The sequence below is a fragment of the Bacteroides sp. ET225 genome (genome assembly GCF_024733745.1).
In the GTDB taxonomy this organism is placed as follows: Bacteria; Bacteroidota; Bacteroidia; order Bacteroidales; family Bacteroidaceae; genus Phocaeicola; species Phocaeicola excrementipullorum.
Window position 1 is genome coordinate 1 of record NZ_JANRHN010000036.1, and the last position, 12,408, is coordinate 12,408.

A 12,408-nucleotide genomic window follows, 5' to 3' on the forward strand; every position below is an offset into this window, starting at 1 on the left:
TTATTGATTTGTTATTCCCTCGCTCGTCCGCGGTACCGCCGAATGCCGAAGCAAAACTGCGGAACCGCACTATCCTTGTTGTCTGTCCTCACAATTTCAATGATCTCTTCCAGCTCTCTTTAGGAAGAGAGAGCGACTACAAATGTACGGCAACATTTTCAATCCTCCAAATTTTTTCTCGTTTTTTTTCAAAAAAACTCAGAAAAAAAACATCGCCACATACTTTTCAGTCATTCATTAACCGCTCTTCCTTTTCGAAAGCGAGTGCAAAGATAGACGGTCTTTTTGACATCTGCAAACATTTGAAAGACTTTTTTCAAAAAAAGATGCTGTGCAACATAAAACGCATTGTAATACAAACTGTTAAAGCAACCAGGCATCCAAAAACAAAATATTATGCAATTCCAGTCCCTACATATAATATATAGAGCGATGCAGAACCCGTTTTAATCCCGTCAATCTACAGCCCTAAATTCTTTAGAAGCCGCCAATTTATACGCACGTCCATCCAAAACGACAGATATGTCTGATGAAGACGCATACATCCAACGGTTTCCCTTCTTCTGAAGAACGACATCGGAAGGTGTTTCAGCCTTTACACTGAAGGCGCCCGAGCGCAGCAGGGTCCCCCCTCCCATAAAACAAAGCCGAAGCGATCCGCCTTCATCCGTACGCACCAGCGAACAGACAGAACGGGCCTCCGTATCTCCCGAAGCGACAATTTCATGCGGGTCGTCCGAAGACAAGACCAAATCTGTACTTCCATCAACAAGGCACACCTTCACAGCTACCTTTCCCTTTTTCCCCGTTTCCGGGAAAGACACAGACCTGATACGCGATGGCGCACTTTGCGTGTGAGGCTCATAAACGGCTACAAACGGACGACTCCAGGCTTCACCGTTCTGGCGCGCAACAAAAGTAAGGGTCGGCTGGTCGGCCAGCACGTACGGCATGTCCTTGATCCGGCTGAGCCCTTCTGTCATCGGGCTCAATGCAGCAAATACCTCACGATCTTTCTCTCCCTTCATCCACATCGACATCGTGATATTATCTTTGTCGGGCATATTGATGGTAAAGTCAGCCCTCACGTCTTTGTCCGTCTTTGCACTTTTCTTATCATAAATGTATGAATAGGCATACAGATGCCCTCCTGCAAAAGCCAGTTCTTCAGTAGGCCGAAGATCGAGCGGGCTTCCGTCGGCAGCATTCAGCGTCATCACCTGCCCCAGATTGTGGTAGAAATAATCATGCATCCGGTCCCCTCCTTCCACTTTACGGCTTCGGAACACATCGATATAATACCCCGTCGAGTCAGACGTATTGACAATGCCATTCATCCGCGTCTGGTCGGCGTAGGTTTCAGGTTCGCGGAAATACACCTCGCTATAGGATATCGGCTGATAATCCACCTTTGCGCCCGGCTGAGGATACATGCAGCGCAATTTGAACGAATGGCAGCTTTTCATAACCGGATATGACGAAACGCCGTCAACGCAAACAGTGTTATGCGAAGGAAACTGGCTATAATACTCCAGATAATCAAGTCCCTGATACAGCGTCTTGCCAATGCCGGCATCCGGACCGAGCACGTAACCCTTGCCATAAAGCTCCATGCTGATACCGTTGGCGTGCATGTGGTTGCCCTCGCTTGCATTGAGCGACAACATCAGACTGTTGCGCGGATGCATTCCGTTGCGCTGCACCAGCCAGCTCACGTTAGGCGCATAAAAAGCAGGCGTTACATAATCGTCAATCTTGCCCGCCTCAACGGATCCGTCAATCTCCAGCGGCTTTCCAGCGAAGAAAGAAGTCACCGCCACAGGCATATTCTTCCGCACTTCCGCCGGTTCGGACGCAGAAGGATCGAAAAGTTTCAGCATGGCAGTAAACTTGCGTTCTTCCTCCTTCTTTCCATGCTGGCGCGCATTGGCAATCATATGCCGGAATATATCCGTACGGAGAGGCCCCGGGTGCGTGTCACCGAACCCGCATACCATCCGGTTTGGGAAAAGATACTGAGGCATCGCCTCAACCGCTTTCGGAAGCACGGGAATTTCTTCCGCGAGATCCATCTTCAGGTTGCGGTCGAAAAGATTCACGAAGCTGGCATAATCGCCCACTACCACGCTGCTGTAGCCCGGACATTCGGCCCAAATGCCTGTGGAAGAATCGAACCCGTAGTCCGCCAGTTTTTTCAGCGACCATTGGCGGATCGACGACTTGTTAAGCAGGTAGTCAATGTAATACTGGCGGCCTTTTCTGTCGGCATAAGCCGAATCATCCTCAAGTATCAGCGCAATATTCATCACATAATGCGCCTGCAACAGGTTCCAGTTGTTATGAGGAACTCCTTTCGCTATGATGTTGTCGGCACATTTCTTGAATGCAGACGCATAAATGTCCATTCTCTCCGGATGTTTCTCTGCCAGGTAATCATACAGAAAATCATAAAGCGGAACCAGATTGTTGAGCGCATCCTCGTGAATCACCTCAAACGAAGTCATCCCCACCAGCGTCTGCTGATGTCCGTGGTTCAGATCCACCGGCACGTTTCTGTAATAAAGTCCCGAAGCATACGTGTCAAAAACCGCATCCGCAGCCTCGGCATACTTTTTCTCTCCCGTCATCCACCAAAGGAAAGCCGCATCCCGGGCAATGCCGATGATTTCATTGTTTATACTCTCGATGATTCTTCCCGTCTTGCCGATATTCACCCACTCGTATGCTTTAAGAGATGTGTTTTCGAGATACATTCCCCTGGCGTCCTCCTGATAAGGCGCAAGCTCTTCAAGCTTCGGGCGGCGATAGTTTGTTCCGTGTCCGCGCGCGCCGGTAAAGACAACCGTCGGCACAGGCGCCCTGTCCCCTCCCGCATGGTCATAGAACTCCCCTCTTATATATACATCCGTGGCATGCGTGTTCCAGTACATCTGCAAGCGCGACGAGAGCCAGTCGCTGCCCTTGTCAACATACCTGTCGGTACGCTCTTTCAGACGGACAAACACCTGCTCCGCCCATTCTTCCTTCTCTATCAGTTTCTCCGTTTCTTTCTTTCCCTCTTGCGTGGTCAGGTAACGGGGATGTCCCTGAGGCAAGGAGAAAGACAAGTCAGTCTGCGCATTGAGCGCCAAGGTCAGAAACATGCTGACCATCCATGCTATTCTTCTCATATGATTTTCGTTGTTTCTATATACTACGAATAAAAGAATCCATTTACTTAGAAACTGTTTTGAATTTCTCCAAAAAGTTTTTCTTGGCTTGATGTGTTCGTTTTCGTGTGTGCTTTGGGCTATTTTTTGGTCTTTTCCGCTTCTGTTCTTCGTCAGACAGCCCGCTATCTTCCTCATCACACAAACGGAAATGCCTCAAAAACTCATCCCAAATCAGCACACGATAAATTCAAAACAGTTTCTTAGAGCCTGTTTCAATTTTCCGGTTAAGTATTTTTATCCGCCCTTTTTGAGTTTGTTTCCGGTCTGTCTCCCCGCTTTCATTCGCCAGACAGCCCGCTATCACCCCGAAAACAATTCTGGCAGAGCAAAATTTAAACGACAGGCTCTTAAACAGACCGTCTGATTCGCCGCTCCGGCAGAAGTTTCCGGTATCTGTTGGGCGTACACCCTTCCAGCCGCTTAAACCACCGGATAAAGTGCTGCGGGTTTGGCCGACAGACAAAGCCTGTCCGCACAATACGGCACGGTGGGCACACCGTCCGTTGCCTCCTTTTGCCCGCAAATTTATCATTTCTGCGCAAAAGTCAAGCGATCTTCTTCCAAAACATTCCGGCCGGCATTGCTGCCGAACGCGGCATACAACAGCAACCGCCAGAGCCTGCTACGCTTCCAGCCTGATGCCATCCGCGCCAATACCCGGATTGTAGAAGCGCTTAACGCTTTCGGCCGCACAAGGGGAATCACACCCGCCCAGACAGCCCTGGCCTGGCTGATGAACAAAAAGCCTTTCATTGTTCCCATCCCCGGCACGACAAAGCTGTCGCATCTTGAAGAGAACCTCCGTGCCTGCGACATCACATTCACCCAAACGAAATGAAAGAACTGGAAGACGCGGTGTCCGCCATTCCGGTTATCGGCAGCCGCTATGACGCTTTGCAGGAATCCAAAGTGCAGAAGTGAAGACACGGGCGACGAGTGCTGCCGCGTATATGTATGACTGCTGCGTGAACGGCAAACGGCACGAGCCTGCACCAAAGAGTCAGCCAGTCCGCCGGCACCATCTTCTCATCCTCTCAAAATCCGGCTGCCTGCACGCTCCCCATACCCGACTTCCGGAAATAAGGATGAAGAATGACAAAACTTTTCATAAAACATGTTCAAGAACATGCGCCATAATTAGTGTAATTTTACACTTATTCGTAATATTGCACCCGGTAATCAGAACGATAAGCCTCAAACCGAAAAGACAACCGTTCATCAACCTGAGAAATCAATACGTATAATTTATAAACAATAAAAAATTATGGACTGGAATTCACAACAATTCGTTTGGCTCGACTGGGCCATTATCGTAGCCGGAGTCGCCTTAGTGGCATGGGCTGTCTATCGCGCCGTACAAAAGGACAAACGCATGCAACAAGGAGCAGACAGCGAAGATTACCTTTTCGGCAAGGGAGAACCCTGGTATGTCATCGGCGCCGCCATCTTTGCGGCCAACATCGGTTCGGAGCACCTGGTAGGTTTGGCAGGCACCGGAGCAAAAGACGGTGTAGGCATGGCGCACTGGGAGATGCAGGGATGGATGATATTGATTTTGGGATGGCTTTTCGTTCCGTTCTACCAGCTTCTCAACAACAAGCTGGGCAAAATCATCACCATGCCCGACTTTCTGAAGTTCCGCTACACCAAACGCACCGGATCATGGCTTTCCATCATCACGCTGATCGCCTACGTCCTGACAAAAGTATCCGTAACGGCTTTCACCGGAGGCATTTTCTTTGAATACCTGCTGAACATCCCGTTCTGGTATGCCGCAATCGGACTCATCGCAATCACAGCGGTGTTTACCGTATTCGGCGGCATGAAGGGCGTGATGACCTTATCCGCCATCCAGACTCCGATTCTGATTATCGGCTCGTTTCTGGTGCTCTTCCTCGGCCTGCACCTGCTGGGCGACGGCAGCATCGCTGAAGGATGGTCGCAGATGATGGCTGCATGCAACGCGGCACACGACGGTTTCGGAACCACACACATGTTCCATACAGATCCTGCCGACCCGATGTATCCGAAGTTCCCCGGATATGTGGTGTTTATCGGCGCCTCAATCATCGGCTTCTGGTACTGGTGTACCGACCAGCACATCGTACAGCGTGTGCTCGGACAGACCAAGGGCGAAAGCAACGCTGCCGTAATGGCCCGCGCCCGCCGCGGCACGATTGCAGCAGGATACTTCAAGCTGCTGCCTATTTTCATGTTTCTGATTCCCGGAATGGTTGCTTACGCCCTCTCGCTGAAAGCAGGAAGCGGCATCGTAATGGACATCACTGACCCGCACGATACAGACGGAGCCTTCGCCATGATGGTGAAGAATATCCTCCCCGCCGGCGTGAAAGGCATCGTGACCATCGGCTTCGTATGCGCACTGGTGGCTTCGCTCGCCGCCTTCTTCAACAGCTGCGCCACCTTGTTTACAGAAGACTTCTACAAGCCGATGAGAAAAGGCAAAAGCGAAAGCCATTATGTGTTCATCGGACGTCTGGCTACAGTGGTAGTGGTATTGCTCGGCCTGGCATGGATGCCGATCATGATGAACATGGGCAACCTGTATTCTTATCTTCAGGACATCCAGTCACTGATCGCTCCGGCCATGGTTGCCGTATTCGCTCTTGGCATCTTCTCGAAGAAGATAACGCCGAAAGCCGGCGAATGGGGCCTGATCGGCGGCTTTCTGATAGGCATGGTGCGCCTGTTTACCAATGTCGTCACAGAATCCGGCACAAAAATGATGGACGGCGCATTCTGGGAATGCACACGCTGGTTCTGGCAGACCAACTGGCTCGTCTTCGAAGTATGGCTGCTGGTATTCATCATCATCCTGATGGTTGTCGTATCCTGCTTCACCCCGGCTCCTTCGAAAGAACAGATAGAAGCCATCACCTTCACCAGCGACTACAAGAAGGCTATCCGTGAGAGCTGGAACAAATGGGACGTCATTGCAACTCTGGGTGTAATCGCCTGCTGCGTGGCATTCTACTGGTACTTCTGGTAACATAAATCCGATACGCAAGGAGGTGTGCAAGAATGAATGCGGCAATTTGTTCTTACACACTTCTTTGTTTTGACGCAGGACAAACGCCCCATAAAGCGTTTCTCCGTCCTGCCCGGGCAGCCAGCCGGAGCAGGCACATGCAAGAAAAACAAGCAGTATATGTTGCATAACATAGCGGTTACTTGAACAACTTTCCCATATAAGTGTTACTTTTACACCATTCTAAAACATTCAATCATGAAAAGCATCAAAACAAACATTTTTGCAATGGGTGCCTCACTGGCTCTCCTTGCAAGCTGCGGAACGCAAGAAAAGAAAACCGAGCTCACCCTTTCAGGACTGGACCCCGCCAAGTTTGAAACAACCGTCGACGGGACAAAGCCTGTCAGACTCTATACACTGAAAAACCATAACGGCATGGAAGTATGCGTCACCAATTTCGGAGGACGCATCGTTTCGATTATGGTTCCCGACAAGAACGGCACAATGACCGACGTGGTGCTGGGATTCGACAGCATCGCAGACTACCAGAACATTCCAAGCGACTTCGGGGCATCCATCGGACGCTACGCCAACCGCATCAACAAGGGACAGATAACAATCGACGGCACGCTTATCCAACTGCCGACGAACAACTTCGGACACTGCCTGCACGGAGGTCCCACGGGATGGCAGTATCAAGTGTACGAAGCCAGCCAAAGCAACGACAGCACCATCGTGCTGACCATCAACTCTGCCGACGGCGACAACAACTTCCCGGGAAACGTAACGGCACACGTCACCTACTCGCTCACCGCCGACAATGCCGTCGACATCAGCTATGACGCCACTACCGACAAGACCACGGTCATCAACATGACAAACCACTCTTATTTCAACCTGAACGGTGACCCGTCGAAGCCCGCCACCGACAACATCCTGTACATTGCTTCAGACAGCATCACTCCCGTCGACAGCACATTTATGACCAACGGAACGATGATGGCGGTAAAAGGCACTCCGTTCGACTTCAACACGCCGAAGCCCATCGCTCCGTCAGTAACAGGATTCGACAACGAACAAGTGAAGTTCGGAAACGGCTTCGACCACAACTGGGTACTGGCTACTAAAGGCGACATCACCAAACCTGCCGCCAAGCTGACCAGCCCTGCCACCGGAATCAGCCTCACCGTCTACACCGACGAGCCGGGAATACAGGTATACACGGGCAACTTCCTCGACGGAACCGTCAAGGGAAAGAAAGGGATCACCTATCCGCAACGTGCATCCGTATGCCTGGAAACCCAGCATTATCCCGACAGCCCCAATAAGCCCCAATGGCCGTCTGTGCTGCTGAAACCGGGAGAAACCTATCACAGCCATTGCATATTCAAGTTTGGCGTGGAGAAATAAAGGGCGTACCCCTTTACATGCCAACAATCACTCTTCAACACACTAAAGATATGACGGATTATTACAGCAAAAACCCCAGATTTTATGTTGGCATCGACTGCATAATTTTCGGATTCGAGAAAAACCAGCTGAGCCTGCTGCTCCTGCAAAGAAACTTTGAGCCGGCCAAAGGACAATGGTCCCTGATGGGAGGGTTTGTCCAAGAAAATGAAAGTGCGGATGATGCGGCGAAACGCGTTCTGTTTGAACTGACCGGACTGAAGGATGTCTACATGGAACAGATCGGAGCCTTCGGTGAGATACACCGCGATCCGGGCGAAAGGGTTATCTCGCTGGCATACTATGCGCTGATCAACATCAACGAATACGACCGTGAGCTTGTAAGCCTTCACAACGCCCATTGGATGAATATCAACGAGCTGCCCGACCTGATCTTCGACCACAACCAGATGGTCGAAAAAGCAAGGAACGTGATGAAACAGAAAGCGTCGCGCGCACCCATCGGATTCAACCTGCTGCCCGAGCTCTTTACGCTGACCCAGCTGCAGAACCTCTACGAGGCAATCTACGGCGAACCGATGGACAAACGGAACTTCAGGAAGCGGATTGCAGACATGGGGTTTATCGAGAAAACAGACAAAATAGATAAAACAGGATCAAAAAGAGGAGCCTATCTGTACAAGTTCAACGACAAGGCTTACCAGAAAGACCCTAAATTCAAACTTTAAATATCATGCTAGAAAGTTTAAAAGAAAAAGTATTCCATGCAAACCTTGAACTGGTGAAACATGGACTGGTCATCTTCACCTGGGGAAATGTTTCGGGCATTGACCGTGAAAGCGGGCTGGTGGTGATCAAGCCGAGCGGAGTTTCTTACGACGAAATGAAGGCCGATGACATGGTAGTCGTTGACCTCGACGGCAAAGTGGTGGAAGGCGACCTCCGTCCTTCAAGCGACACGCCGACCCATCTCGTACTCTACAAAGCGTTTCCGGAAATCGGCGGTGTGGTTCACACGCATTCAACTTATGCTACAGCATGGGCACAAGCCGGATGCGACATACCGAACATTGGCACTACGCACGCCGACTATTTCCACGAAGCGATTCCATGCACCGCCGACATGACCGAAGAGGAAGTGAAAGGCGCCTACGAGCTGGAAACAGGCAACGTTATCGTAAAGCGTTTCGAGGGCTTGAATCCGGTCCATACACCGGGAGTGCTGGTCAAGAACCACGGCCCCTTTGCATGGGGAAAGGATGCCCACGACGCCGTGCATAACGCAGTGGTCATGGAACAGGTAGCCAAAATGGCCAGCATCGCTTATGCCATCAACCCGAACCTGACCATGAATCCGCTTCTGATTGAAAAGCATTTCAGCCGCAAGCATGGTCCCAACGCTTATTACGGACAGAAAAAATAACTTACCAAAAACAAATAAACTATGAATACATTTGACCAGTATGAAGTATGGTTCGTGACAGGAGCTCAGCTTCTGTACGGAGGCGATGCAGTCATCGCAGTAGACGCACACAGCAATGAAATGGTAGCCGGACTCAACGACAGCGGCAAACTGCCTGTAAAGGTTGTATACAAAGGAACAGCAAACTCATCAAAAGAAGTGGAAGCCGTAATGAAGGCTGCCAACAACGATGACAAGTGCATCGGCATCATCACATGGATGCACACGTTCTCTCCCGCAAAAATGTGGATACACGGCCTGCAGCAACTGAAAAAGCCGCTGCTCCACCTGCATACCCAGTTCAACAAGGAGATTCCATGGGATACGATGGACATGGATTTCATGAACCTTAACCAGTCGGCTCACGGCGACCGCGAGTTCGGACATATCTGCACACGGATGCGTATCCGCCGCAAAGTGGTTGTAGGCTACTGGAAAGACGAAGAAACCCAACGCAAGATTGCTGTGTGGATGCGCGTGTGCGCCGCGTGGGCAGACGCTCAAGACATGCTGATCATCCGTTTTGGCGACCAGATGAACAATGTGGCTGTAACAGACGGCGACAAGGTAGAGGCTGAAGTGCGCATGGGATACCATGTAGACTATTGCCCGGTAAGCGAACTGATGGAATATCACAGCCAGATCAAGGATGAAGAAGTAGAAGCGCTCGTCCGGACTTACTTCAACGAATACGACCATGACGCCGCACTCGAGGACAAATCAACCGAGGCTTACCAGAAGGTATGGAACTCTGCCAAAGCCGAACTCGCCCTGCGCGCCATACTGAAAGCAAAGGGAGCGAAAGGATTTACAACCAACTTTGACGACCTCGGCCAGACAGACGGAAGCCACTTCGACCAGATTCCGGGACTTGCTTCCCAGCGCCTCATGGCTGACGGCTATGGATTTGGAGCGGAAGGCGACTGGAAATCGGCTGCGCTCTACCGTACCGTATGGGTGATGAACCAGGGTCTGCCCAACGGATGTTCGTTCCTTGAAGATTATACGCTGAACTTCGACGGAGAGAAAAGCGCCATCCTGCAGGCGCACATGCTGGAAGTATGTCCGCTCATCGCCGCAAAGAAGCCGCGCCTGGAGGTTCATTTCCTCGGCATCGGCGTACGCAAGAGCCAGACAGCGCGCCTTGTGTTCACGTCAAAGACCGGCGCGGGATGCACAGCTACCGTTGTCGACCTTGGCAACCGCTTCCGTCTGATTGTCAACGACGTGGAATGCATCGAGCCGAAACCGCTGCCCAAACTTCCCGTTGCCTCTGCACTCTGGATTCCGCAGCCGAACTTCGAAGTGGGTGCAGGCGCATGGATCCTGGCAGGCGGAACTCACCATTCGTGCTTCTCATACGACCTGACTGCAGAATACTGGGAAGACTATGCTGAAATCGCAGGAATCGAAATGGTGCATATCAATAAAGACACCAACATCAGCGAATTCAAGAAAGAACTTCGCATGAACGAAGTCTACTATATGCTGAACAAGGCTCTCTGCTGATAAATACAGGAACACAGAAACGCGAGGACAAAGGGAGCGGAAAAGAGGCCCTGCACCGTCGGGTTTCTGTGTTCATTTTTCATTCTTCAAACTGAATATCATGAAATCAGACACAAAATCAATAATCGAGTCCGGGAAAGCGATACTGGGCATCGAGTTCGGATCGACCCGCATCAAGGCTGTCCTGATCGATCCGGAAAACAAACCCATCGCACAGGGAAGCCACATTTGGGAGAACCAACTGGTTGACGGACTCTGGACTTACAGCATCGAAGCGATCTGGAACGGGCTCCAGGACTGTTATTCAGATCTCCGTGCAAACGTAAAGGAACAATACGGAACGGAAATAGAAACGCTGGGAGCCATCGGCATCAGCGCCATGATGCACGGCTATATGGCCTTCAATGCCAACGATGAGATTCTCGTGCCGTTCCGCACATGGAGAAACACCAATACAGGAATGGCTGCAGCCGCTCTTTCCGAAGCCTTCGTCTTCAACATTCCGCTCAGATGGAGCATCTCCCATCTGTATCAGGCCATTCTGAACGACGAACCCCACATCAACGATATCACTTATCTGACCACACTTGCGGGCTATGCCCACTGGCAGCTCACCGGCGAAAAAGTGCTCGGCATCGGCGACGCCTCGGGAATGCTTCCCATCGACCAGGCAACAAAGAACTATTCGGCGGAAATGGTCGACAAGTTTGAAAACCTGATCGCGCCCAAAAAACTGAAGTGGCACCTGGCAGACATCCTCCCCAAAGTGCTTCTGGCCGGCGAAAATGCCGGTTTCCTTACCCCCGAAGGCGCGAAGAAGCTTGATGTGTCCGGACACCTGAAGCCGGGCGTTCCGCTCTGTCCGCCGGAAGGCGACGCAGGAACCGGAATGGTAGCGACCAACGCCGTAAAGCAGCGCACAGGCAATGTTTCGGCGGGAACTTCCTCATTCTCAATGATTGTGCTCGAAAAAGACCTTTCGAAGCCTTACGAAATGATTGACATGGTGACTACCCCCGACGGAAGTCCCGTAGCAATGGTACACTGCAACAACTGCACGTCCGACCTCAATGCGTGGATCAGCCTGTTCAAAGAATACCAGGAGCTTCTGGGCGTTCCGGTTGACATGAACGAAGTGTTCGGCAAGCTCTACAACCATGCCCTCGAAGGCGATGCCGACTGCGGAGGACTGATTGCCTACAACTACATATCCGGCGAACCCGTTACGGGACTTGCAGAAGGAAGGCCCCTGTTCGTGCGCTCGGCCAACGACAAGTTCAACCTCGCCAACTTCATGCGGGCCAACCTCTATGCTTCGGTAGGCGTTCTGAAAATCGGAAACGACATTCTTTTCAACGAAGAGAAAATCAAGGTCGACCGGATTACGGGACACGGCGGATTGTTCAAGACCAAGGGAGTGGGCCAGCGCATTCTGGCAGCAGCACTCAATTCGCCGATTTCGGTGATGGAAACAGCCGGCGAAGGAGGCGCGTGGGGAATCGCGCTTTTAGCTGCCTATCTCGTCAACAACGCGAAGAAACTGAATCTCGCCGACTATCTGGACGAATGCGTATTTGCAGGCAATACCGGTGTGGAAATAGCCCCCACTCCGGAAGACGTCGCAGGATTCAACGCATACATCAAGAACTACAAGGCGGGGCTGCCGATTGAAGAAGCAGCCGTCAGAAGCAAAAGATAAGCGCAAAGCCAAGAGCCTGCCTTGAATCTCCGCCAAGGCAACCACCAAACCGGATAGAACAGGATTCGGGCAGGCTTCCGGCAAGCACGGCTTATGGAGAAAAAAACCGACCGGGACATTTTTC

Annotated in this window: 8 protein-coding genes and 1 pseudogene; 8 read left to right on the forward strand and 1 reads right to left on the reverse strand. The window is 51.3% G+C overall.

The annotated features are described in order from the left end of the window. Positions 1-428: hypothetical protein (locus NW212_RS12705; protein ID WP_258339011.1), on the forward strand; the 428-nt coding region annotated here is incomplete at its 5' end. A gap of 27 nt (positions 429-455) precedes the next feature. Here NW212_RS12705 and NW212_RS12710 read toward each other — a convergent pair. Beyond that, the gene (locus NW212_RS12710) at positions 456-3,170 is read right to left on the reverse strand and encodes a heparinase II/III-family protein (protein WP_258339012.1); all 2,715 of its coding nucleotides are present in this window, start codon (positions 3,168-3,170) and stop codon (positions 456-458) included. 643 nt (positions 3,171-3,813) lie between these two features. On the opposite strand from NW212_RS12710, the pseudogene NW212_RS12715 reads away from it, so the two are divergent. From NW212_RS12715 to NW212_RS12745, 7 genes and pseudogenes are all read left to right on the forward strand, one after another. Then, positions 3,814-4,133: pseudogene (locus NW212_RS12715) on the forward strand (aldo/keto reductase); the annotation flags it as partial. A 343-nt stretch (positions 4,134-4,476) separates the two neighbouring features. Next, positions 4,477-6,222: a sodium:solute symporter gene (locus tag NW212_RS12720; RefSeq protein WP_258339013.1), complete on the forward strand. Its 1,746-nt coding sequence runs from the start codon at positions 4,477-4,479 to the stop codon at positions 6,220-6,222. Positions 6,223-6,459: 237 nt separating this feature from the next. After that, positions 6,460-7,614, forward strand: a complete 1,155-nt coding sequence (locus NW212_RS12725; protein WP_258339014.1) for an aldose epimerase family protein — start codon at positions 6,460-6,462, stop codon at positions 7,612-7,614. Between the two features lie 50 nt (positions 7,615-7,664). After that, entirely contained in the window at positions 7,665-8,342 is a 678-nt protein-coding gene (locus NW212_RS12730) for an NUDIX hydrolase (RefSeq protein WP_258339015.1), read from the forward strand. Between the two features lie 5 nt (positions 8,343-8,347). Next, on the forward strand, positions 8,348-9,037 hold the full coding sequence (locus NW212_RS12735; RefSeq protein ID WP_258339016.1) for an L-ribulose-5-phosphate 4-epimerase: 690 nt from the start codon (positions 8,348-8,350) through the stop codon (positions 9,035-9,037). Positions 9,038-9,058: 21 nt separating this feature from the next. Then, on the forward strand, positions 9,059-10,585 hold the full coding sequence (gene araA / locus NW212_RS12740; protein ID WP_258339017.1) for an L-arabinose isomerase: 1,527 nt from the start codon (positions 9,059-9,061) through the stop codon (positions 10,583-10,585). 100 nt (positions 10,586-10,685) lie between these two features. Next, positions 10,686-12,284 (forward strand): xylulokinase, encoded by a 1,599-nt coding sequence (locus NW212_RS12745; RefSeq protein ID WP_258339018.1) that lies wholly within the window; start codon positions 10,686-10,688, stop codon positions 12,282-12,284. Positions 12,285-12,408: the final 124 nt, after the last annotated feature.

What these genes read in the sequence shown, in the direction of transcription:
- NW212_RS12745 (WP_258339018.1), top strand. Translation starts at nt 10,686, where the DNA reads ATGAAATCAGACACAAAATCAATAATCGAGTCCGGGAAAGCGATACTG.
- NW212_RS12735 (WP_258339016.1), top strand. Translation starts at nt 8,348, where the DNA reads ATGCTAGAAAGTTTAAAAGAAAAAGTATTCCATGCAAACCTTGAACTG.
- NW212_RS12730 (WP_258339015.1), top strand. Translation starts at nt 7,665, where the DNA reads ATGACGGATTATTACAGCAAAAACCCCAGATTTTATGTTGGCATCGAC.
- NW212_RS12710 (WP_258339012.1), bottom strand. Translation starts at nt 3,170, where the DNA reads ATGAGAAGAATAGCATGGATGGTCAGCATGTTTCTGACCTTGGCGCTC.
- NW212_RS12720 (WP_258339013.1), top strand. Translation starts at nt 4,477, where the DNA reads ATGGACTGGAATTCACAACAATTCGTTTGGCTCGACTGGGCCATTATC.
- araA (WP_258339017.1), top strand. Translation starts at nt 9,059, where the DNA reads ATGAATACATTTGACCAGTATGAAGTATGGTTCGTGACAGGAGCTCAG.
- NW212_RS12725 (WP_258339014.1), top strand. Translation starts at nt 6,460, where the DNA reads ATGAAAAGCATCAAAACAAACATTTTTGCAATGGGTGCCTCACTGGCT.